This window comes from Nocardia aurantia (assembly GCF_009604425.1).
GTDB lineage: Bacteria > Actinomycetota > Actinomycetes > Mycobacteriales > Mycobacteriaceae > Nocardia > Nocardia aurantia.
Genome location: NZ_WEGI01000015.1, coordinates 36,340 through 59,396 on the forward strand (window position 1 = coordinate 36,340; position 23,057 = coordinate 59,396).

Sequence of the window (23,057 nt, forward strand, 5' to 3'; positions counted from 1 at the left end):
GGGGTGCGTCGTGAGCGTCCCCGCGATCGTCATCGCGGCTCCCGCGTCCGGCAGCGGAAAGACCACGCTGGCAACGGGTTTGATCGGTGCGCTGCGGCGCGCGGGGCACGAGGTCGCGCCGTTCAAGGTCGGCCCGGACTACATCGACCCCGGCTACCACGGACTGGCCGCGGGCCGGCCCGGCCGCAACCTGGATCCGGTGCTCGTCGGCGCCGACCGGGTCGCCCCGCTGTACCGGCACGGCAGCCGCGGCTCCGATATCGCCGTGGTCGAGGGCGTGATGGGCCTGTTCGACGGCCGGATCGACGCGGATTTCCCCGGGCCGGTCGCCGAGGGCTCGACCGCGCAGGTCGCCGCGGCCTTGGGCGCGCCGGTGCTCCTGGTCGTGGACGCGCGCGGGCACAGCCAGAGTCTGGCGGCGCTGCTGCACGGCTTCGCCACCTTCTCCACCGACATCCGGCTCGGCGGCGTGATCCTGAACCGGGTGGGCAGCGCCCGGCACGAGGAGGTGCTGCGGGCCGCCTGCGATCGAGTCGGTCTGCCGGTCCTCGGTGCGCTACCCCGTATGAGCGAATTATCCGTCCCCTCACGGCATCTGGGCCTGATCCCGGCCGTGGAACACGGCTCCGCGGCCCGGTCGGCGGTGGACGTGATGACGGAACTGGTTGCCGCGCACATCGATCTGGCGGCGGTCGTCGCGCTGGCCGCGTCCCGTGTCACCGGCCCGGCCTGGGATCCGGTCGCGGAGGTGGGCTCGGAGATCGCTTTCGATCACAAAGACATTGCGGGACAATGGGATCGGGCCGCCGTGGTGCCGCCCGGCGACGATCCGCGAGCGCATCATGGCTTGCCGAACACCGGCTCAGGATCCTCGGATGCCGACCGATCCGAGGGACGGCCGTACCCGATTCATGCGGCGGCTCGGGCCGTCCCGACCGATGCGGAGTCGGCGATCACCCGGCCGGGCAGTACAGCGCCGGGCTCCGGCGGTGCGGGTGCCGGTCCGGGCGTCGGAGCGGGGGCCGGTCCGGGTGCCGGAGCGAAGGACCGCACTTCGGTGCTCGCGTCGGCGAATGCCGGTCCGGATGCCGCTGGCCGGGAGCGGGTTCCGGCGGGTGCCGGTCCGGATGCCACGGGCCGGGAGCGGGTTCCGGCGGGTGCCGGTCCGGATGCCACGGGCCGGGAGCGGGTCCCGGCAGGTGCCGGTCCGGACGCCACGGGCCGGGAGCGGATTCCGGCAGGCGCCGGTCCGGACCGCACGAGCATGCGTCGGGCTCCCGTGATCGCGGTCGCAGGTGGGGCCGCCTTCACCTTCGGGTACGCCGAACATCGCGAACTGTTGTCCGCGGCGGGTGCGGAGGTGGTGGTCTTCGACCCGTTGCGCGACGAGTTGCCCACCGGCACAGTCGGTTTGGTGCTGCCTGGTGGCTTCCCGGAGGAGCACGCCGCCGAGCTGGCCGCCAACGAGCCGTTGCTCACCGCCGTCGCGGCGGCCGCGCGGCGCGGCCTGCCGATCCACGCCGAATGCGCGGGCCTGCTGTATCTCACCCGGACCCTGGACGGCCACCGGATGGCAGGCGTGATCGATGCCGCTGCCGAGTTCGGCCCGCGGCTGACCCTCGGCTACCGGGACGCCGTCGCATTGTCCGATTCGGTGCTGTGGGCCGCCGGGTCGCGCGTGCGCGGGCATGAATTTCATCGCACCCGGCTCGTGGACATCGCCCCCGGCGCCCCGGCCTGGGGCTGGCGCACCCCGGACGGCAGCGCCGCGCGGGAAGGCTCGATGGTCCACCGGGTGCACGCCTCGTACCTGCACACCCACCCGGCGGGCAATCCCACCGCGATCGCCCGATTCGTCAGCGCCGCAGCCGAATACGCATCGAGTGCGGCCGATGCCTGATCCGTCGGGCCGGGCCGCCGGCCGTCGGCCGGCACTGCGCGGTACTGCTACGGCGATCGTTCCCGTACGAGCCGGTAGGTGCCCGAGAGAGGCCGCGGCACAGGAGGTCTCGCGAGACGTGCCGGCGCACCCGTGACCGCGGATCGCGCGTGGGCATGCGCGTCCGCATGCCCGACCTGCGACTGCCGGCTCGGCCGCTCGCGTCCGCACGACACCTGTTGCGGGAGCAGGACGTGATGCCGGCGGGACAGCGATCCGCGGCCGTGCCGATTTCCCGCCGCGTGCCGGATGTACCGAATTCCGGCCGCTTGTACGGCACCCCGCGCCCGCCGGAGGACACCCGGGCACGATCCGAGGTCCCGCTCTCGGCTCGGCACGTCGATCGACCGGTGGGCCGGGCGCCGGCGGCCGGCTCGCGAGCACGGACTCGGCCGGCGAGTGGGCGAGTTGGGGCGGGAGGGTTTCGGTGACGCCGGCGGAACCGGCGCACCGTGATCCGGACCGCGAGGGTGAGGACGCGCAGGCGCCGCTGTCCGTCGGGATCGGGTTCCGGCCGGGCGTCTCGGCGTCGGCACTGCTGAGCGCCGTACGCGAATCGCTGGGAGACAACGTAATACGTTGCCTGGCGACCATCGATCGGCGGGCCGGGGAACCGGGATTGGTCGCGGCGGCCGCGGCGCTGGGGGTGCCGGTCGTGCTGTTCACGGCGGCCGAGTTGGCGGCGGTACCGGTGGCGGGGGCGTCGGCGCGGGTGGCGGCGGCGGTCGGGACGGCGAGTGTGGCCGAGGCCGCGGCGCTGCTCGCCGCGGCCGGCGGCGAGCTGGTACTGCCGAAGCGGGTCGTGGGCGGCGTCACGGTGGCCGCCGCCCACTGACGCGCTACAGGCAGGCGCCGCCGAGGTTCACGGCGTTGATCGTGATCGAGCCGGCGACCGGCTGATAGTCCGTGCCGCCGTCGTGGTACATCGCGCTGATCACATGGGTGCCGGGAGCATCGGGAAGCCAGGAGATCTCGGCGGTGCCGTTGTTGACGGGCACGCTGCCGACGACATTGCCCGCTTGGCCGTTCAGGTGACTGAAGAAGTCGACCGTGCCGGCGGACACAGGCGACCCGTCGGGATTCTTCAGCGTCGCGTGCGCGACCTGCCGGCACCCGACCGACGCCGTGTTGGCGACGCCGAGTACGGACCCCGTCATCGCCACCTGCAGTGTCGGAGTGACGACCGCGTGCGCGGCCGACCCGGCCGCCAGTGGCGCCGCCAGCGCCGCCGCCGTGAGCACGAGACCGGCCGTGCCGCGGGACATCTCGAAAACGCTCATACCGCCCTGCCTTTCGCTGTGCCAGTTACCCGGCCCGATCGAGACCGGGAGTGCGTCGGGTTGGCAGGCTACCAGCTCCGTTCAGACACGCCAGGATTCCAATACCCGATCGAGATCGGGTCGAATGGCCGCCCGCGCGTCCATCCGCGCCACGCCGTCCATGAGCATCCGGTCGTAGGAGGTGTCGCGGTGCCGGATCGACGCGATGACGGCCAGGGTGACCGCTTCGGTGTCGAACACCTTCGCCGCGGCGCTGCGGCCGACCCGGCCGCTGCCGCGCAGCGCCGCGTGGTCGGCGATCTCGCCGGCGCGTTCGGCGGGACAGCCGGGGAACAGCCGCCGGATCTCCGCGGCGAAGCGGGCCTGGAACTCGGCGTCCTGCGCGTCGCGGCGCACCCGGTCGCGGTCGCGGCGGCGCTCCCGGGCCTCCTCGTCGGCCAGGCACTGCTCCTCGGCGCGGGCCAGCGCCTGCTCCTCGATCAGAATTCCCTTGCGCTCGTAGCGTTTTCGGCGCGGGTTGAGCCGGACCACGATCGCGGCGAGCGTGCTCTCCTTCTTGGCACGGCGGCTCAGGGCCGCGTCGCCGGCGGGCAGGTATTCCAGATGGTCCAGATCGGCGCAGGTCAGGCACATCGGGCCGGTGGCCGACATGATCAGATACGAACCGGTGTCGGCACATTCGACGCAGGTGAACGGTTGCTCGGCGGCGACCACCACCAGATCGGGCGCCTTGTTCTGCCGCCGCACCAACTGCTCGCGCCGGGCCGGCGTGAGATCCGCGGACAGCCAATGGATCCGGAAGATCGGATCGTCGCCGTCGGCGACGAAGGCCAGCGGCTCCTGATCACGGGCGCTGGACAGGTACGCGGTCTCGCTGGAGTCGAGACCGCGCTGCTGGGCCCACTCCCGCAGCAACTCCGCCGCTTCGCGCATACGCGCGCCGTCGACGGCGGCCAGCCGTTCGAGCGTGGCGGCCCGGCCCTGGCGCCACTGGTCCACCTGGGTGGAGCGCAGCCAGCCGAGCCGGGTGAACACATCGACCACCGACACGTACTTGCGTTGCGTCAGCGCCGCTTCGGCGGCTTGGTGCACCCGACTCCGTAACGAGGCCATGACCAGGGACCATAGCCGACGGGACCGACAGCTCCGGCGGGCCGGGTGCGGGCGCTCAGGGCGCCACCGACATCCAGTCCGCGAAACCGGTGGGGTCGTGGCGGCCGACGCTGGCGTGCTCGAACAGGCCCCAGCCCTCGGCATCGCCGCAACGGGCCTGGGCCACATGGTCGATCACGCCCCACGGCACCCGGCCCGCGACGGCCGGATCGGTGAGGTCGTAGGTACTGCTCAGCGACCAGTCCCGGCCCTTCCACTGGCCGTGCGTCCAGTCCGGATCGCCACCGTAACCGCAGCCGATGTGCAGCGCGGTGCAGGTGTGCGGGCGAATCTCCAGTTCCAGCGGCTTGCCGTCGGCCGCGGTCAGGTCGAGCCGCGCCGCCACCGGAATCCTGGTGCCGGAACGGTATTCGATGTGTACGCGGGGCCAGCCCAGTTGCTCGATCCGGCCGTCCGGCCAGATCCGCACGGCATCGTTGAGGGTGCGGAAACCGTCCGGATTCTCCTGCACGATAACGACGATCGCGAAATCCTCGAACCGCAGCGGCACGTACAGCCACCAGAATCCGCCGGCCGGCTCGTCGGCCGCGCGTCCCGCCGGTTCCGCCTCGCCCACCGGCCGGATACCCCATGAGCGGTCGCGGCTGCCGAGCCACACATCCGGGGTCACTGTCAGGTCGGTGCCCGCCACCGACAGGGTGCCGGACCAGGTGCCGAGTTGCGCGAACCGGCTGGCCTCGATGATCGGCCGGGCGCCGTTGAGGATGAGGTGCGGCTGTTCCTGCACCGCCGGGAAGGACCCGGTCCAGGTCAGGTCGAAGCCGAGATCCTCGTGCTCGCAGACGATCCGGATGCGCTGCAACGGTTCCAGCACCTCGATGCGGTAGCCGCCGACCCGCTGCTCCAGGCCACGCGTGGTGAGCGCGTCGGAGAACCGGACCGCGTGCTGGGTGTCGCCCCGGCGGACCGCGGCGTAGGCGTCCCGCACACCCAGATTGGGATAGACGCCGAATCCGGTGATCAGCATGGTGCCGCCGGCGCGGTCGTGGGCGTTGAAGTAGCTGCGGTCGTAGAAGTTCCGGTCACTGCTGGCGACGCGGGCCAGCGACAGCGGGGTCTGGTGGATGGGGTATTCGTCCAGGGGGACAGGAGCGTTCATGGTCGATCCCATTCGTAGGTGCCGTCGAGCAGCGCCTCGAGCGCGGCCCGGTGCATGATGTAGTCGTCGCGGTCGGGGGTGTCGGTGTCCTCGCCGAAATGGATCATCCGGCGCTTGATCCTGGCCATCACCACGCCGTGCCGCAGCGCGGCGTAGACCAGATGGAAGTCCATGTCCCGCAAGGTGTGTCCGGTGATTTCCGCGTACCGATCGACGACGTCGGCGCGGCGCAGGAAGTCGGCCAGGCCGGGCTGGCCGAAACCGGTGGCGATGTCCTGGAAGAACCGGTGGATGAAGATCAGCCACGCCACGTCCAGCTCGCGTGGCCCGATCGCGGCCATCTCCCAGTCCAGGACCGCGATCGGATCCCAGCCGTCGAAGATGATGTTGCCGGGCCGGGAGTCGCCCCAGCTCAGCACGTCCGGTCCCGGATCGGCCGGCCAGTGTTGTTCCAGCCAGTCGAATGCCCGTTCCAGCAACGGGATTCGGTAGCCGTCCGCGGCCAGGGCCCAGTCGTACCAGTCCCGGGTGGCGTCGACATGGGCGCGCAGCCCGCTCCCGGCGGCGGTGAGCGCGGGGAAGGCGGCTGCGGGATCGGGGATGGCGTGCAACCGGGCGATGATGTCGATGGTGTTGTGGGCCAGCCGAGCTCGCTCCGCGGCCGTCGCGTCGAACAGCCAGCCGATGAACACGTAGGGCGGATTGTCCTCGGGGATCCGGCCGTCCACCCGGCCCATCACGAAAAACGGTGTGCCGAGCACGGATTCGTCGGTCTCCAGCCAGCACAGCGGCGGCACCGGTACGTCGGAACGCGCTCCGACCGCCGCCATCACCGAGTACTGTGCGGCCAGATCGTAGTGCCGGAACACCGGGAACGATCCGGACTCCGGGGCGAGTCGCGCGACGTACGAAGCGGTCTCGGTGCGGCCGTCGCGCTGCCACGACGCCCGGAACAACACCGAGGTGCTGGACAGGCCGCTGGACTGGGGGCGGGTCACCTCCGTGATCACGGGTGCGGTGTCGGCGGTGATCCGGTGCGCCAGCCAGCCGGTGAGTCGCTCGGCGAGATCGTCGAGATCGCGTTCGCTGGTGGTCAACTGCCGCCGGGTTTCGAATTCTGGATCGGATTCGGCCGACATATGTCCTCCTCGACGCCGGAAACGCTCGGCACGCCGTACCGTGCGGCATGCTCCGCGCGGCCTCGGGCGAGGGTCGACAGCCCGGGCGACGCGGTGGAAGGAATGTAACGTGTTTCATCAGCGCGGCGCGGCGAAATCGGCGGCGGATTCGGCCCTTGTCCGGTGACCGGTCAGGTCGGCGCATTACCGGCATCTGCAACGTGTTCCTGTGGTATTCGGGGCGCTCGCCCGGATCGCCGGAACGGTGCGGTTCGGGTGGAGCGCACGCTGCGTGCGGCCGAGGCCGCGGGACGCCGTAATCTCGCTGTTCGTGCCGAACACACCAGACGACCAGCATGCAGGAGACCCGAATTACCTGGTCGGGATAGATCTCGCCGGGCGCCGGGTCATCGTCGTGGGCGGCGGCAGCGTCGCGCAACGTAGGCTGCCGCTGCTCATCGCCGCCGGTGCGGACGTGCACGTGATCAGCCGCGCGGTCACCCCGGCGGTCGAGGGCATGGCCGCCGCCGGGCAGATCACCGCCGAATTGCGCGACTACGCCGACGGCGATCTGGACGGCGCGTGGTACGCGATCGCCTGCACCGACGAGCCGGACACCAACGCCGCCATCGTCGCCGAGGCCACCGCGCGCCGTATCTTCTGTGTCCGCGCCGACATCGCCCGCCTCGGCACCGCCGTCACCCCCGCCACGGCCCGCTACGACGGCATGACCCTCGGCGTGCTCGCCGGCGGCCGCCATCGCCGGTCGGCCGCCGTGCGCACGGCCCTGCTCGAGGCGTTGCAGTCCGGGGTTGTGACCGGCGACTCGGAGCCGGTCGCGCCGGGTGTGGCGCTGGTCGGCGGCGGTCCCGGCGACCCCGATCTGATCACCGTCCGCGGCCGGCGGTTGCTGGCCCGCGCCGATCTGGTGGTCGCCGATCGCCTCGCGCCCCCGGAACTGCTCGCCGAACTGGGTCCCGACGTCGAGGTGGTCGACGCGGCCAAGATCCCCTACGGCCGCGCGATGGCCCAGGAGGCCATCAACGCCACCCTGGTCGAGGGGGCCAGGGCCGGCAAGTTCGTCGTGCGGCTCAAGGGCGGCGACCCGTACGTGTTCGGCCGGGGCTACGAGGAATTGGAGGCGTGCGTGGCGGCGGGCATCCCGGTGACGGTGGTTCCGGGTGTGACGAGCGCCATCTCGGTTCCCGCCCTCGCCGGTATCCCGGTGACCCATCGCGGCGTCACCCACGAGTTCGTGGTGGTGTCCGGGCACGTCGCGCCCGACCACCCGGACTCCCTGGTCGACTGGCCCGCGCTCGCCCGGTTGCGTGGCACGATCGTGCTGCTGATGGCGGTGGAACGCATCGAACAGTTCGCCACCGCCCTGATCACCGGCGGGCGCCCGTCCGACACCCCGGTGACGGTGGTCCAGGAGGGCAGCCTGCGGACCGAACGGGTGCTGCGCGCGGAACTCGGCACGGTTGCCGAACGGGTCCGTGCGGAGGGCATCCGGCCCCCGGCGATCGTGGTCATCGGCCCGACCGCCGGGTTCGCGGCCGGGGCCGCCCGGCCCGAGCCCTCGACCTCGGGAGCCCGGTAATAGCCGGGCCGCACCGGGCTCCGCGACCGTGCGGGCCGCTCCTGGGCATCGGTTACAGTGACTCACTGTGCTGGACAACCCCGCGGCGACGACGACGCAGTACCCGGTGACGAACCGCGCCTTCGGACTGCCCATCCTGGTACTCAGCGGCCTCCAGCTGATGGTGATCCTCGACGGCACCGTCGTCATCTTCGCGATTCCGCGTTTGCAGGAGCAGCTGGGCCTGTCCAGCTCGGCGAGCGCGTGGACGGTGACCGCCTACGGCCTCCCGTACGCCGGGCTGATGCTGCTCGGCGGCAGGCTCGGTGACTCCTTCGGCCGCAAACGGATGCTGATCCTCGGCGTCGGGCTGTTCACGATCGCGTCCGCGCTGTGCGGTACCGCCCAGACGGACTGGATGCTGATCGGGGCCCGCGCGCTGCAGGGCGCGGGGGCGGCGATCGCGGCGCCGACCGCCATGGCCCTGGTGGCCAGTACCTTCGAACCGGGCCCGGTGCGCAACAAGGCGATCGCGATCTTCGGCTCGATGGCCGGGGTCGGTTCGATCGGCGGTCTGGTCGTCGGTGGTGCGCTCACCCAGTTCAGCTGGCGCTGGATCTTCTGGATCAACGTGCCGATCGGCCTGCTGATCGCGATCGGCGCCGTCCTCTACCTCCGTGATACCGAACACCATCGGCTGGCCCTCGACGCGCGCGGTGCCGTGCTCGGCACCCTGGGTTGTGTCGGCATCGTCTTCGGCGCCACCGAGGGACCGGATCTGGGCTGGCACAACCCGGTCATCCTCGGCTCCGCGTCGGTGGGTCTGCTGCTGCTGATCGCGTTCATCCTCTCCGAGCGCTACGCCGGCAATCCGCTGCTGCCGTGGTCGCTGTTCGGCAGCCGGGACCGGGTGGCGACACTGCTCGCGCTGCTGCTCGCCGGTGGCGGGATGGGCGCGATGACCTTCTACGTCGCGCAATTCCTGCAGAACGTGCTCGGTTTCAGCCCGCTGATCGCCGGCGTGGCGGCCATTCCGTTCACGCTGGGGGTCGGTATCGGCAGCGCGATCGCCACGAAACTCGCACTGATGTTCCGGCCGCGCTGGCTGCTGTCCGCGGCCGGCGTGGTCCTCGCGGCGGGGCTGCTGTTCGGCTCCACGCTCGACCAGTACGTCGACTACTCACCGACGCTGGTGTCGCTGCTCATGGTGATCGGTTTCGGCGTCGGCGTGATGATCGTGCTGATTCCGCTGTGCCTGCTGGTGGGGGTGCCGCCGAGCAATGTCGGCCCGCTCACCGCGATCGGCCAGATGGCGCTGAGCCTGGGCGGCCCGATCGCGGTCGGCATGTTCAGCCCGATCGCCCTGTCGCGCACACTGTCCCTCGGTGGGCGCCGCAGCACCACCGGAACCCTGACCACGAGCGAGATCTCGGCGCTGAGCAGCGGTTACACGCTGGTGCTGTTCATCTGCGCGGTACTGTCGGTGGTCTTCATCCTCATCGTGCTCACCATTCGCTACACCCCGGGTCAGCTCGCCGAGGCCCAGCACGCGCAGGAAGAGGCGCAGCAGACCTGACCCGTGCCGCGCGTGCGGCCGACGGCCGAGCGTGGTTGTGGCTGTCGGCCGAGGGGCGAGCGGGGTTGCGGAGGTCGGCTGAGGGGCGTCGCGGGCCGGCGAAGTAGCTGTCCACCGAGGGTGCGGTGGCGACGGAAGGGGTGCGCCTGTCGCGGAAGGGGTGCGGCTGCCGATCGATTGCTGCGCGGGGCGTGCACGCGGATTAGCGTGGCGGTAGCAGAAATCGGGCGATCGAGGGGGTGTCGCGATGATTCATCGGCCGCAGTTGCCGCCGCGGGGCTGGCGCTATCGAGAGTTACGGGATCGGCCGCTACCGTTCGACTGGGATCTGACCGATGGGATGCTGGTCGTCCGTGATGGGGAAGATCGTTGGCGCACGCAGGTTCGGGGCGAGTTGCTCGCGACGTTGGGCCGGGCGCGGCGAGCTCCGTACGCGGTGCTCGCCGATCAGTGTGTGGGTATCGACGACCGCAATCCGGTGCGCCCCGATGTGCTGGTCGTCGACCAGACGAGGGCGGATCTCTATGTGGCCGAACCGATTCCGCCCGCGGCGGTGGCGTTGGTGGTCGAGATCGCGCCGGGCCGTGGTGGGACCGACGTCTGGTACCGCAAGCCGGCGCTGTACGCGGCGGCCGGCATCGGGCACTACTGGCGGGTCGAATGTTGTTGCGCCGGATGGCCGCTCGTCCACGAGTTCTGGCTCGATCACGAGTCGGGGGAGTACCGGCCGTCACCGGTGGCGGTACATGCCGCGGTGCTGTCCACCACGGTTCCGTATCCCGTCCACACCACCTTGACAACTCGGGTTCACGGCGGCGCGGCGGCCGAGCCGGATCAGTTGCCGAACAGTTGCAGGTACTCGGTCTTGCCGAAGATCATCGCGGCGTCCCGCGCGGAGGGGGAACCGGCGCCGGGATCCGCACCTGCCGCCAGCAGCGCCCGCAGGATCTCGTCCTCGCCCTTGAACACCGCTCCGGCGGCGGGGGTCTGGCCGTGATCGTTACCGAGGTTGGGATCGGCGCCGCGGTCCAGCAGCGCCCGCACCGCATCCGTGTGGCCGTGGTAGGCGGCCAGCATGAGCAGGGTGTCGCCCCGGTCGTTGGTCAGGTTCACCGGCACCCCGGCGTCCACGTATTCGGCGAGCGCGGCCGCGTCGCCCGCGCGGGCCAGGCCGAACACCTTCGACGCCAGTTCGACCAGTTCCGGATCCATGCCTTCGGTCTCCACCAGGCCACTACTACCACGTGGCCGGGCCGGATGCGCGGTAGCGCATCCGGACGGTCAGTTGTAGGACTTCGCCACACCGTCGAGCAGGTATTCCAGCGTGTCGTACGCCGGCGGGTCGACCACGTTCGCGATATCGCTCGCCACGGGGATCACGTGATCGGTGGCGGTCTTCGTGAACTGGGTCGAGTTGTCGGTGCGGTAGCCGTGTTCGGACGCCAGCCGCTGCAGTTCCGGATCGGTCGACAGCAGCCGCCCGATGCGGTCACCGGCCGGGGTCAGCGGCACCACGGTGTGCCGCGAGAGCACGGTCGGGCCCGGGTAGAGCAACTGCATATCGGGCTTCAGCTTGCCCTGCACGCCGGCCTCGACGAACTGGGCCTCGTAGATCCACACCATCGGGGCCGGGCCGATGCCGCCCTGCAGGTATTCGGCGAAGGGGCCCTCACTGCTGTTCTCCGTGTATCCCTGCTTGGTGAACAACCGCGCGACCTTGCCGAGCACGAAATCCTCGGCGGTCTGCCCGCGCACGATCGTGTTGTCGTTGGCCACATATCCCGCGACGGCCAGATACATCGCCGCGGAATTCGACGTGCGCGGATCGGTGGTGCCGATCAGCAGGCTCTTGTTCACCGGATATTCGGTATTGCCCGGCAGTTGATCCCATTGGGTGCCGTGCTGGGTCAGGTCCAGATACCGGTTCATGTCGAACGTCGGCACCGGTCCGGGCTTCACCACACCGGCCCGGGTCAGCAGGTCGACGATCGGGGCGAAGGTCGCGATCGCCATCGGCGACGAGAACGGCGTGTACTTCGTGGTGATATTCCGTTGCCGCAGAATGCGTTCGGCGGCCGGGGTGCTCGACGGGAAGGCGAAATCGTACTTGTCCAGATCCACCGAGGTGGCGATCTGACGCGAGCCGGCGGCGTCGGCTTGGATGCGTATCCCGTTGCGGGCCAAGGCATCCTTGACGCGCGGATCGTCGAAGAAGCCCATCTTCTCCGAGCCCACGATCCCGTGCACGAGCACCTGCTCGGCGGCCGCGGCCGGAGCGGTCGTGCCGCCACCACCACCGCCGCCACCGCCGATGCCGACCGCCACCGCGATGACGATCACGATCAGGGCGGCCAGCGGGATCGCGAGCTTGCGGGCCGTCCACGGCGGCGCCACCAGCGCGCGCAGGCGCTCGATCGGCGAGGGTGCGGGCGCGTACGTAACGGGCTGGGCCGCAACGATTTCCGTGTCCGGTTCGTCGGGGCTGCCGTCGAGCTCGCGGCGCACGATCCGCTCGATCAGGATGGGCACGAAGTCGCGCACGGTGTGGCCGTCGAAGCGGCGCCGCGCGGCCGCGACCGCGCTCTCCACCCGCTCCGCGGAGTAGGTGTCGGTGTACGCCTGGACCAGGCGCCCGGTCAGATCCTTTATCGCTTTCTCTTCACGGGCGGCTTTCTCGGCAACCGCTGTGGCAGTGCGCGATTCGGCCGTCACGACCGTCGCGACCGAGCCGCCGCCCGTCTCCTCGGCACCGGCTCCGTGGTCTCCCGTGGCTTCGACACCCACGCCAAGCTCCTCGACAATCATCGACGACGGTCACACATTGAGATGCGCCGCAATTGCACCGCGCCGCGCCAACATTACGGGACGCCTGCGGGTGTTCCCAGGAACTGCAATATATCCCGAACAGACTCCGCATCAATAATGCTGTGGCTACGGGCTTTTCGAGATCACCGCCTCCGTATTCCGACGCCGGGCGGTCGTGCGGAATTCGATTACGATTATCGCCGAGGGCACCGGGAATTCATCTCGGCACCGGATCAGGTGAAGACCAACAGCTCGGTGGGAGAAGTGATCTCGGTACGCAGCCCGGCCTTTCCGGCCACCCGTGCCACCGCGGCGATATCGGCCGGCTCGCTGCGCGTGCACACCAGGGCCCGCGCCAGCAGACCCTTGTGGTGCTTGTTGAAATGGCTCACCACACTGCGTTTGCCGTCGGGCCGTTCGGTGACGACGGTCGCCGTGACGGCCCCCGGCACCCGGCCCAGCTGCTGATAGGTACCCGAGCGCAGGTCCACCACCAGCTCGTCGGCGGCCTCCTCCCGCAAGGCCTGTGCCAGAACGGGTTTCCACAGTGCGGCCAGCGTCGGCAATCCGGGCAGCTTCGAGCCGCCCGACAGCCGGTAGGCCGGGATCGGGTCGGCCGCTCGCACCGCCCCGAACAGGGCGGAGCCGATCGCCAGCCGGGCATACGCCTTCGCGCGCTGCGCTTTGGTGAGCGAGCCGACGTCGAGCGCGTCGTAGAGCACGCCGGTGTACCGCTCCAGGGCGGGCCGGGTGGCCGAGCTGCGCAGTGTCGCGTTGCGGGCCAGCTCGGCGTCGCCCCCCTTGCCGAGCCCCAGCGCGTGGGCGGCGGCGTCCGGGCGACCGGCCAGCTGTTCCAGCTCGGTGACCAGCCGGGCGCGCACCTCGTTGAGCTGCGGCAACGACAGGGTCGTCAGGTCCAGGGGACCCGACGCCCCGCCGTCGGACTTGGTTTCGGAAGGAGGCAGCAGCACCAGCACGAGGCGATACGGTAATGCCTTGTGGATATCGCCGGGGCACGGGCTACTCTGTGCATCCGTGATCACCCGCCTGTCCCACTTGTTCCTGCGCACGCTGCGTGACGACCCCGCAGATGCCGAGGTGCCCAGCCACAAACTTCTCGTGCGTGCCGGCTACGTCCGCCGCATCGCGCCGGGGGTCTATTCGTGGCTGCCGCTGGGCCTGCGAGTGCTGCGCCGGGTCGAGAACGTGGTCCGGGAGGAAATGAACGGCATCGGCGCCCAGGAGATCTCGCTGCCGGCGCTGCTGCCGCGCGAACCGTACGAGACCACCAACCGGTGGACCGAATACGGCGACGGCCTGTTCCGGTTGAAGGACCGCAAGGGACAGGACTATCTGCTCGGCCCCACCCACGAGGAGCTGTTCGCGCTCACCGTGAAGGGCGAGTACAGCTCGTACAAGGACCTGCCGGTCACGCTCTATCAGATCCAGACCAAGTATCGCGACGAGGGCCGGCCGCGGGCGGGCATCCTGCGCGGCCGCGAGTTCATCATGAAGGACTCGTACTCCTTCGATCTCGACGAGGACGGCCTGAAGGCCAGCTACAACGCCCACCGCGAGGCGTACCAGCGGATCTTCGAACGGCTCGGCGTCAGCTACGTCATCGTCGCGGCCACCTCGGGCGCGATGGGCGGCAGCGCGTCGGAGGAGTTCCTCGCCGACAGCCCGGTCGGTGAGGACACCTACGTGATCTGCCGGGAGTCGGGCTACGCCGCGAACGTCGAGGCGGTGGTGACGCCCGCCCCGCCCGCGATCCCGATCGAGGGCCAGGCGGCCGCGCAGGTGCACGACACCCCGGACGCCCCGACGATCGCGACCCTGGTGGACTGGGCCAACGCGGCCGGGATCGATCAGGTGCTGGGCCGCCCGGTCACCGCGGCCGACACCCTCAAGAACGTGATGGTGAAACTGCGCTACCCGGACGGCAAGACCGAGATCCTCGGCATCGGCGTTCCCGGTGATCGCGAGGTCGACGACAAGCGGCTCGGCGCCGCAGTCGAGCCCGCCGAGGTCGAACTGCTGACCGAGGCGGACTTCACGGCCAACCCCTTCCTGGTGAAGGGGTACATCGGCCCGAAGGGCTTGCTGGACAACGGGATTCGCTACCTGGTCGACCCGCGCGTGGTCTCCGGCAGCGCCTGGATCACCGGTGCCGATGCCCCCGGCAAGCATGTGGTGGGCCTGGTCGCCGGTCGCGACTTTACCCCCGACGGCACCATCGAGGCCGCCGAGGTCCGCGACGGCGACCCGTCGCCCGACGGCCGCGGCACCCTCGCGGCCGCGCGCGGCATCGAGATCGGCCACATCTTCCAGCTCGGCTACAAGTACACCGATGCCTTCGAGGTCGATGTGCTCGGCGAGAACGGCAAGCCGGTCCGCTTGGTCATGGGCTCCTACGGGGTCGGCGTATCCCGCATGGTGGCGGTGCTCGCCGAGCAGATGCACGACGAGAAGGGCCTGCGCTGGCCACGATCGGTCGCTCCCTACGACGTCCACGTCGTCATCGCCAACAAGGACGACGCCGCCCGCGCGGGCGCCGAACAGGTCGCCGCCGAACTGAACGCCGCCGGACTCGAGGTCCTCCTCGACGACCGCACCGCCTCCCCGGGCGTCAAGTTCAAGGACGCCGAATTGCTCGGCATGCCGCTGATCGTCATCGTCGGCCGCGGCTGGGCCGACGGCAAGATCGAACTCCGCGACCGCTTCGCCGGCACCAGCGACGAGATCCCGGCCACCGATGCAGTCTCCGCAGTCGTCGCCAAGGCCCGCGCCTGAACCGCTGAACGCTTGAACTGCGAACGCCTGGAACGGCTCGCGCTTGACCGGCTGGCCGGGCTGGCGCTTGAACCGCTGGCCAGGCTGGCGCTTGAACGCTTGCGCTCGACGAGCGCAGGTCGGGGAGCAATGCGCGTGCCGCGCGCTCGCTTCCATCCGGCTCCGTCCGGCCGTCGCAATCCCACACCGCCTCACTCGCATTGACCCGATGGTCACAAAGGAATATGCGCATTCAGGCATGATTTCTCGGGCCGCCAACAGGAGCCGGCACCCCGGGAACCGTTCGAAAGCGCCCAGAGCACCATAGAATCGCAGAGAGCGCCGCGGAACATTCACCGCCACTGAGTCGTCTGCCGCACATTGCCGTGTCCTCTACCGCACGTTGCCGTCGAGATCGAGCCTCTACCGCGACGGGTGAATCGCAGGATCATGCTCTCGGCGGCCACCCTGCGCTTGGCGACTACCGGCACAGACCGGATAGCGCGGGGGAGTTGCAAGCGGCGATGACTGCGCTGCCGGTGTCGGAGTGTGACCGATCGGCGCGGCTACATGGTGGCATCGATCAACTGTCCCCAACCGGGGTGCAGGTGGCGGAGACAGGTCCTGCGCTCGGCCCAACGGTGGTCAGGCGCTCAGGGTTGGCCGGGGAAGGAGACGGTCGGCGGGTTGATGCCGAGGATCGCCTGCCAAGTGGCTTGGCGGACGGCGCATTCGGTGAGGGCCGCGAGGGCCGTACGTCGGGCGTCGGTATCGCTCGTGCGCTCCACGACCGAGCGCCAGGCGATCGCGGTGTCGGACTCGACCGTGTTCGCCAATTGGGCGGCCGGGATCGGATCGTTCACCGGGAACGGTGTGGTGTAGGCGGCGGCCGGGCTCGGCACCGCGGCGCCGGAACTCTTCAGGGCGTCGATGGTGGCGTCTCGGCGGGCACGGTGCGCGGCCGTGTATTCGGCAACGATCTTGACGCGCTCGGGCGAGGCGTACGCGGCGATGACGCCATAGGCGAACACCGCCGCGTATTCGGCGTTCAGGGCGTCGATGAGCGCCTGTTGGTCGGTCGTTGTCATGGCGTCCCCTTCCGGGAGCTACGGACTGTGCACCCGCCGGACCGGGCCGACGCCACCCACTGGGATCGTCGGCCCCCAGCGGCCGTCGATTGTGGAGCCATGGAGCGGGCGGATCGGCTTGCGGCGGCGGCCGTGGGCTGTGGCGGTGTGGCGGACCCGGATCGGCTGGCGGGGGCGGCCGTCGGCTGTGGCGGTGCGACGGACGCGGATCGACTTGCGGCGGTGGCCGTCGGTTGTGGCGGTGTGCTGGACGCGGATCGGCTTGCCGCGGCGGCCGCTGGTTGTGGAGATGTGGCGGATACGGATCGGCTTGTGCCGGTGGCCGTCGGCTGGGGAGGTGTGCTGGACGCGGATCGGCCTGCCGCGGCAGGCGTCGGCCCGGTGTCGGAGGCCGGCGTCCGGGCATCGCCGGGCGGTGTCCGGACGGATGGCCGGGGCGGATGCGGGTGGTGTGCTGGCCGGCGTGATTCGGGGTGGGCGGGCGGTCCCGGGAGGGGGTGCGCGTCCGACCGCGGGCGACGCGCGCTCATCCCAGCAGCACCGCCACATGGGTGGCGCACGAGGCGCTCACGGACGCGAGCAGACCGGATCGGAAGCCGGACAACGACACCGCGAGATCCGCGGCCGAGCGCTGCGAGCGGGTCAGCTGGTCGCGCAGCGCGGCCAGCGACGGCGGGGTCGGCGGGCCCGGGACGTCGGTCGGCGGTGGGGTGCGGGTGCTCGGGCGAGTGCCGTCGCCGTAGACGCCCGCGGCGCGGTCGATCTCGGTGCGCAGGGCGTCGGCGTGGTCGCCGCGCTGGGTGGCGATCAGCGTCAGGGCGGCGGTGTGATCGGGAGCGAGGGTGGCGGCGGCCTTTGCCCACAGGGCATCGGTCCGTGCCGAGAGTTCTTGTGCCAGTAGCGGATCCGGCGCCGGCGGCGGCTGCTGGCGGAAGCAGCCGGCGGTGCCCGCGGCGGTGGCGGCGACGGCCGCGCTACCGGCCAGCCGCAGGGCGGCACGGCGATCCAGGGTGCTGCGGACGGGAGGAACAGGGATCGGCACGCGTACATCGTGCCAGTGTTCGTCGCCCCCGGGCGGCCGAGGTCCGTCCGACACGCGTGCGTCGCCACGCCGGGTGCGGTGATACCCGGCGATGCCGCAGGTGAGCCCGCGCAAGCGATGCGGAAACTCGTGATCTGCGGCTGGTCCTTTACACTCTTGCAGCGCGTTACGCTAGATCTTCGGCGGAGTAATTCTCCGCCGCGCGCGCCGACCGAGCGCGACCAGGACCGATACCGACAACTCAACCTCGTCACAACTGAACCAGGAGCCGCCCCACATGCCGATGCCGACCGAGGAAAGGGTGAGCCAGCTCGTTGCTGGACCTGTCGAACGCCGAGGGCTCGACCTCGAGGGCGTGACGATCGTGGCCGCCGGGCCGGCCCGGCTGCAGGTGACCGTCGACAGCGACGAAGGTGTGGACCTGGACTCGATCGCCGAGCTCAGCTCGGACATCTCCACGGTTCTCGACGACGCCGGGGATTTCGGTGAGACCCCGTATCTGCTGGAGGTCACCACACCGGGCGTCGACCGCCCGCTGACGGCGCCGCGGCACTGGCGGCGCGCCCGCGGCCGCAAGGTGCGCGTCGCGCTGCGTCCCGGCGTCGCGGCGCCCGCCGGAACCGATTCCCGGTTCGAGGCGCGGGTGGGTCCCGTCACCGAGACCGATGTGGCGCTCGTACCGGCGAGCAGACGAAAATTGGAGCTGGTCACCGTGCCGCTGGCCGATATCGACCGGGCCGTGGTGCAGGTGGAGTTCGCGCCACCGAGTCCGGCCGAGCTGGCACTGACCGGCGTCGCGGCCGGCCGGCCCGAACCCGGTGCCGGGGCGGTGGACCTCGACGAGGGGACACCGGCCCCGCAACCAGAAGCAGAAGCAGCAGCGCCGACCGAAGGGATCGTGGAATGAACATCGAAATCGAAGCCCTCCGGGCGATCGTCGCCGACAAGGGAATCTCGATGGAGACCGTGATCTCCGCGATCGAGTCGGCTTTGCTGACGGCCTACCGGCACACCGAGGGGCATCAGCCGAACGCCCGCATCGACATCAACCAGAAGTCCGGTGTGGTCCGGGTGATGGCGCGGGAGGTGGACGCCGACGGCAACATCATCTCCGAATGGGACGACACCCCGGAGGGGTTCGGCCGGATCGCGGCCACCACCGCGCGGCAGGTGGTGCTGCAGCGGCTGCGCGACGCCGAGAACGAGAAGTCCTTCGGCGAGTACGCCACCCACGAGGGCGACATCGTCGGCGGTGTCGTGCAGCGCGATGCCCGGATGAACGCCCGCGGCACCGTGGTGGTCCGCATCGGCAGCGAGGTGAACGGCACCGAGGGCCTGATCCCGCCGGCGGAGCAGGTGCCCGGCGAGAGCTACGAGCACGGCGACCGGATCAAGTGCTACGTCGTCGGGGTCTCCCGGGGCCCGCGCGGCCCGCAGATCACCCTGTCGCGCACCCATCCGAATCTGGTGCGGCGGCTGTTCGCGCTGGAGGTCCCGGAGATCGCGGACGGCTCGGTGGAGATCGTGGCCGTGGCCCGGGAGGCGGGACATCGCTCCAAGATCGCCGTGCGGTCCAACGTGCAGGGCGTGAACGCCAAGGGCGCGTGTATCGGCCCGATGGGCCAGCGGGTGCGCAATGTGATGAGCGAGCTGGCCGGCGAGAAGATCGATATCATCGATCACTCGGACGACCCGGCGACCTTCGTCGGGAATGCGCTCAGCCCGTCCAAGGTTGTGTCCGTCACGATCGTCGACCCGGAGGCTCGGGCCGCACGGGTCGTGGTGCCCGATTTCCAGCTCTCGCTGGCGATCGGCAAGGAAGGACAGAATGCGCGGCTGGCGGCTCGGCTGACCGGCTGGCGGATCGATATCCGCAGCGACGCGGCCCCGGATGTGAACGGTCCGACCCGTTCGGAGGTGCAGCGCAGCTAGCCGGGAACGACAGGTTGGCAACTTCCCAGAGGGCTGGATGCGGAGATCGGGACATGGCAGCGGTACAGTGGACGCAGGCTCAGCACGAGCCTTCGACTCCTTTGCGCTCGGCGCGGGTCGGAACGGCGTCGCCTCGGCGGCCCGGACCGGTTCGGACCTGCATCGGATGCCGGAGGCGAGAGCTGGCCGCCGATCTGTTGCGGGTCGTGGCGTGGTCATCCCCGGAGTCTTCCGGGGGGGTCGTCGCGGTTGTTCCCGATCCGCAGCGCAGACTTCCCGGCAGGGGTGCGTGGTTGCACCCCTCATCGGTCTGTCTGAGCACAGCAGAGCGGCGCCGAGCGTTCGGCAGAGCGCTACGAGTGTCCGGACAACTGGATATCTCAGCCCTGGAGCACTACCTCGAGAACAGGCACGAGCACTCATGAGCACACCGTGAAGTACCAACGATGATCGGCCATCGAAGATAATCGGAGGTCGTGCGGGCTTTCCGTCCCCTGCCGGGACGAGCGCCACGCTCGACCTCTCAGTGAGGAGAGCAGTGGCAGGCAAGGCCCGCGTGCACGAGTTGGCAAAAGAACTCGGTGTCACGAGTAAAGAACTACTCGCAAGGCTCAAGGAGCAGGGCGAGTTCGTGAAGTCGGCGTCGTCGACGGTGGAAGCACCCGTCGCGCGCCGGTTGCGGGAGTCGTTCGCGTCCAAGTCCAACGGCTCCGCCAAGTCCTCCGGCAAGCCCGGTCAGAATCAAGGTCATCCGGCGGGTAAGCCGGGTTCCGGGCCGACGCCCGGCCCGCGTCCGGGTCCGCGCCCGCCCGCGCCTAACCAGAATCAGAATCAGGCCAAGCCGGCCGCGGCCGTGCCCGGTGCCGCCGCGGCTGCCGCGCCCGCGGCACCGGCGGCTCGGGTGGAGACGCCGCGTCTGGACGGCGTGAAGCCCGGCCCGGCGGCGCGCCCGGCTCCGGTTCCCGCACCGGAGCAGGCTCCCGCGGCTCCGGCCGCGCAGCAGGCGGCGGCGGCGGCCCCGCAGCAGTCCGCTCCGCAGCAGTCGGGCCCGCGGCCGGCCCCGGGCGGTGCGCGCCCCGGTCAGCAGCAGCGTCCGGGTGCCCCGCAGGGCAACGGCCCGCGTCCGGGTGGTGCCGGTCCGAAGCCCGGTCCGAAGCCGCCGCGCGTCGGCAACAACCCCTTCAGCTCCGCGCCCGAGCGGCCGGAACGGTCCGAGCGGCCCGCGCCGCGTCCGGGTGGTCCCCGTCCGGGTCCGGCTCAGGGTGGTCCGCGTCCGGGTCCGGCTCAGGGTGGTCCGCGTCCCGGTCCGGCTCCGGGTGGTCCCCGTCCGGGTCCGGCTCAGGGTGGTCCGCGTCCGGGTGCGGGCCAGGGTGGTCCGCGTCCGGGTCCCGGTGGCCCGCAGGGTGGGCCGCGTCCCGGCGGGCCGCGTCCGAGCCCCGGCTCGATGCCGCCGCGCCCGAATCCGGGTGCGATGCCGTCCCGTACGGCGCGTCCCGGCCCCGCCGGAGCGGGTCGTCCGGCCCGTCCGGGCGGCGGTCCCGGTGGCGCTCCGCGTCCGGGTGGTGGCGGCGGTGGCGGCTACCGCGGTGGCGGTGGCGGCCAGGGTGCGCCCGCGGCCGGTGCGGGTGCCGGTGCCGGTGGTGGCGGCGGTTTCCGCGGCCGTCCCGGTGGCGGCGGTGGCGGCGGTGGCCGTCCGGGTAGCGGTGGCGGTCGCGGCGGTGCCGCGGGTGCCTTCGGCCGTCCCGGTGGCGCGCCCCGCAAGGGCCGCAAGTCGAAGCGGCAGAAGCGCCAGGAATACGACTCGATGCAGGCGCCCGCCGTCGGTGGCGTGCGGCTGCCGCGCGGCAACGGCGAGATCATCCGGCTCGCCCGCGGCGCCTCGCTGTCGGACTTCGCCGAGAAGATCAACGCCAACCCGGCCGCGCTGGTGCAGGCGCTGTTCAACCTCGGTGAGATGGTCACCGCGACCCAGTCGGTGAACGACGAGACCCTCGAGCTGCTCGGCGGCGAGATGAACTACGTCGTGCACGTCGTCTCGCCCGAGGACGAGGACCGCGAGCTGCTGGAGAGCTTCGACCTCACCTACGGCGAGGACGAGGGCGACGAGGACGACCTGCAGGTCCGTCCGCCGGTCGTGACCGTCATGGGTCACGTCGACCACGGCAAGACCCGACTGCTGGACACCATCCGCAAGTCCAACGTCCGCGAGGCGGAGGCCGGCGGTATCACCCAGCACATCGGCGCCTACCAGGTGCAGGCCGATGTGGGCGGCAACGAGCGGTTGATCACCTTCATCGACACCCCGGGTCACGAGGCGTTCACCGCCATGCGTGCCCGTGGCGCGAAGGCGACCGATATCGCGATCCTGGTGGTTGCCGCCGACGACGGCGTCATGCCGCAGACGGTGGAGGCCATCAACCACGCGCAGGCCGCCGACGTGCCGATCGTGGTGGCGGTGAACAAGATCGACAAGGAGGGTGCGAACCCGGACAAGATCCGGCAGCAGCTCACTGAGTACGGCCTGGTCACCGAGGAGTACGGCGGCGACACCATGTTCGTCGACATCTCCGCGAAGCAGGGCACGAACATCGACGCGCTGCTCGAGGCCGTGGTGCTGACCGCGGACGCGGCGCTGGACCTGCGGGCCAACCCGGACCAGGACGCGCAGGGTGTCGCCATCGAGGCGCACCTCGACCGCGGCCGCGGCCCGGTGGCCACCGTGCTGGTGCAGCGCGGCACGCTGCGGGTCGGCGACTCGATCGTCGCCGGCGATGCCTACGGCCGCGTCCGCCGCATGGTCGACGAGCACGGCGACGACGTCAACGAGGCGTTGCCGTCGCGTCCGGTCCAGGTCATCGGCTTCACGTCGGTGCCCGGAGCCGGTGACAACCTGCTCGTCGTCGAGGAGGACCGGATCGCCCGGCAGATCGCCGACCGCCGCAATGCGCGCAAGCGCAACGCGCTGGCCGCGCGCAGCCGCAAGCGGATCAGCCTCGAGGATCTGGATGCCGCGCTGAAGGAGACCAGTGAGCTCAACCTGATCCTCAAGGGCGACAACTCGGGTACGGTCGAGGCCCTCGAACAGGCCCTGCTGGACATCGAGGTGGGTGACGAGGTGCGGCTGCGGGTCATCGACCGCGGTGTCGGTGGTGTCACCGAGACCAACGTCAACCTGGCGTCCGCGTCGAACGCGATCATCATCGGGTTCAACGTGCGGGCCGAGGGCAAGGCCACCGAGCTGGCCAACCGCGAGGGTGTGGAGATCCGGTACTACTCGGTGATCTACCAGGCCATCGACGATGTCGAGAAGGCCCTCAAGGGCATGCTCAAGCCGATCTACGAGGAGCACGAACTGGGCCGGGCGGAGATCCGGGCCATCTTCCGCTCGTCGAAGTTCGGCAACATCGCCGGCTGCATGATCACCTCGGGTTCGGTGAAGCGCAATGCCAAGGCCCGGCTGCTGCGCGACAACATGGTGGTCGCCGAGACCACCATCCAGTCGCTGCGCCGGGAGAAGGACGACGCCACCGAGGTCCGCGAAGGGTTCGAGTGCGGTATCACGCTTTCCTACAACGACATCAAGGAAGGCGACATCATCGAGGCCTACGAGCTTCGTGAGAAGCCGCGGGACTGAGTTCGCACCGATCCGCCGTC

The 23,057-nt window shown here is 70.6% G+C and carries 18 protein-coding genes and 1 pseudogene; 10 read left to right on the plus strand and 9 right to left on the minus strand.

Annotated elements, in window-relative coordinates; all coding sequences use genetic code 11:
* The first annotated feature begins 10 nt into the window (after positions 1-10).
* Together NRB56_RS40295 and NRB56_RS31600 are read left to right on the plus strand one after the other, a co-directional pair.
* Positions 11-1,900, plus strand: coding sequence for a cobyrinate a,c-diamide synthase (locus tag NRB56_RS40295; RefSeq protein WP_319943816.1), 1,890 nt, complete (start codon positions 11-13; stop codon positions 1,898-1,900).
* Between the two features lie 466 nt (positions 1,901-2,366).
* The gene (locus NRB56_RS31600; RefSeq protein ID WP_319943817.1) at positions 2,367-2,774 is read left to right on the plus strand and encodes a cobalamin biosynthesis protein; all 408 of its coding nucleotides are present in this window, start codon (positions 2,367-2,369) and stop codon (positions 2,772-2,774) included.
* Positions 2,775-2,778: 4 nt separating this feature from the next.
* Here NRB56_RS31600 and NRB56_RS31605 read toward each other — a convergent pair whose 3' ends face one another.
* The 4 genes from NRB56_RS31605 to NRB56_RS31620 form a co-directional block, all read right to left on the minus strand.
* Positions 2,779-3,219 (minus strand): Ig-like domain repeat protein, encoded by a 441-nt coding sequence (locus tag NRB56_RS31605; RefSeq protein WP_153348025.1) that lies wholly within the window; start codon positions 3,217-3,219, stop codon positions 2,779-2,781.
* Between the two features lie 81 nt (positions 3,220-3,300).
* Positions 3,301-4,332, minus strand: coding sequence for a DUF2293 domain-containing protein (locus NRB56_RS31610; protein WP_153348026.1), 1,032 nt, complete (start codon positions 4,330-4,332; stop codon positions 3,301-3,303).
* 55 nt (positions 4,333-4,387) lie between these two features.
* Entirely contained in the window at positions 4,388-5,491 is a 1,104-nt protein-coding gene (locus NRB56_RS31615; RefSeq protein ID WP_153348027.1) for a hypothetical protein, read from the minus strand.
* Positions 5,488-6,630, minus strand: a complete 1,143-nt coding sequence (locus NRB56_RS31620; protein WP_153348028.1) for a phosphotransferase family protein — start codon at positions 6,628-6,630, stop codon at positions 5,488-5,490. Before NRB56_RS31620 ends, NRB56_RS31615 begins: the two co-directional genes overlap by 4 nt.
* Positions 6,631-6,940: 310 nt before the next feature.
* Between NRB56_RS31620 and cobA the strand changes: the two genes are divergently transcribed.
* From cobA to NRB56_RS40580, 3 genes and pseudogenes are all read left to right on the plus strand, one after another.
* Positions 6,941-8,209 carry a uroporphyrinogen-III C-methyltransferase gene (cobA, locus tag NRB56_RS31625; protein ID WP_319943818.1) on the plus strand — a complete coding sequence of 423 codons (1,269 nt, stop codon included), beginning with the start codon at positions 6,941-6,943 and terminating at the stop codon, positions 8,207-8,209.
* 67 nt (positions 8,210-8,276) lie between these two features.
* The gene (locus NRB56_RS31630; protein ID WP_319943819.1) at positions 8,277-9,764 is read left to right on the plus strand and encodes an MFS transporter; all 1,488 of its coding nucleotides are present in this window, start codon (positions 8,277-8,279) and stop codon (positions 9,762-9,764) included.
* A 340-nt stretch (positions 9,765-10,104) separates the two neighbouring features.
* Positions 10,105-10,443, plus strand: a pseudogene (locus NRB56_RS40580) (Uma2 family endonuclease); the annotation flags it as partial.
* A 155-nt stretch (positions 10,444-10,598) separates the two neighbouring features.
* Here the strand turns inward: NRB56_RS40580 and NRB56_RS31640 are convergent.
* The 3 genes from NRB56_RS31640 to yaaA form a co-directional block, all read right to left on the minus strand.
* Entirely contained in the window at positions 10,599-10,976 is a 378-nt protein-coding gene (locus NRB56_RS31640; protein ID WP_153348173.1) for an ankyrin repeat domain-containing protein, read from the minus strand.
* 69 nt (positions 10,977-11,045) lie between these two features.
* The gene (locus tag NRB56_RS31645) at positions 11,046-12,548 is read right to left on the minus strand and encodes a three-helix bundle dimerization domain-containing protein (RefSeq protein WP_319943820.1); all 1,503 of its coding nucleotides are present in this window, start codon (positions 12,546-12,548) and stop codon (positions 11,046-11,048) included.
* Between the two features lie 254 nt (positions 12,549-12,802).
* Positions 12,803-13,546, minus strand: coding sequence for a peroxide stress protein YaaA (yaaA, locus tag NRB56_RS31650; protein ID WP_319943821.1), 744 nt, complete (start codon positions 13,544-13,546; stop codon positions 12,803-12,805).
* A 58-nt stretch (positions 13,547-13,604) separates the two neighbouring features.
* Between yaaA and NRB56_RS31655 the strand changes: the two genes are divergently transcribed.
* Positions 13,605-15,362: a proline--tRNA ligase gene (locus NRB56_RS31655; RefSeq protein ID WP_319943822.1), complete on the plus strand. Its 1,758-nt coding sequence runs from the start codon at positions 13,605-13,607 to the stop codon at positions 15,360-15,362.
* 632 nt (positions 15,363-15,994) lie between these two features.
* Here NRB56_RS31655 and NRB56_RS31660 read toward each other — a convergent pair.
* Positions 15,995-16,429: a ferritin-like domain-containing protein gene (locus tag NRB56_RS31660; protein WP_153348032.1), complete on the minus strand. Its 435-nt coding sequence runs from the start codon at positions 16,427-16,429 to the stop codon at positions 15,995-15,997.
* A gap of 526 nt (positions 16,430-16,955) precedes the next feature.
* Positions 16,956-17,471 (minus strand): hypothetical protein, encoded by a 516-nt coding sequence (locus NRB56_RS31665; protein WP_319943823.1) that lies wholly within the window; start codon positions 17,469-17,471, stop codon positions 16,956-16,958.
* 277 nt (positions 17,472-17,748) lie between these two features.
* Between NRB56_RS31665 and rimP the strand changes: the two genes are divergently transcribed.
* The 4 genes from rimP to infB all read left to right on the plus strand — a co-directional run bounded on the left by rimP (position 17,749) and on the right by infB (position 23,037).
* Positions 17,749-18,378, plus strand: a complete 630-nt coding sequence (gene rimP, locus NRB56_RS31670) for a ribosome maturation factor RimP (protein WP_153348033.1) — start codon at positions 17,749-17,751, stop codon at positions 18,376-18,378.
* Positions 18,375-19,403, plus strand: coding sequence for a transcription termination factor NusA (gene nusA / locus NRB56_RS31675; RefSeq protein WP_153348034.1), 1,029 nt, complete (start codon positions 18,375-18,377; stop codon positions 19,401-19,403). Before rimP ends, nusA begins: the two co-directional genes overlap by 4 nt.
* A 53-nt stretch (positions 19,404-19,456) precedes the next feature.
* Positions 19,457-19,828 carry a YlxR family protein gene (locus tag NRB56_RS31680; protein WP_153348035.1) on the plus strand — a complete coding sequence of 124 codons (372 nt, stop codon included), beginning with the start codon at positions 19,457-19,459 and terminating at the stop codon, positions 19,826-19,828.
* 113 nt (positions 19,829-19,941) lie between these two features.
* Positions 19,942-23,037, plus strand: coding sequence for a translation initiation factor IF-2 (infB, locus tag NRB56_RS31685; RefSeq protein WP_319943824.1), 3,096 nt, complete (start codon positions 19,942-19,944; stop codon positions 23,035-23,037).
* The last annotated feature ends 20 nt before the right edge of the window (positions 23,038-23,057 follow it).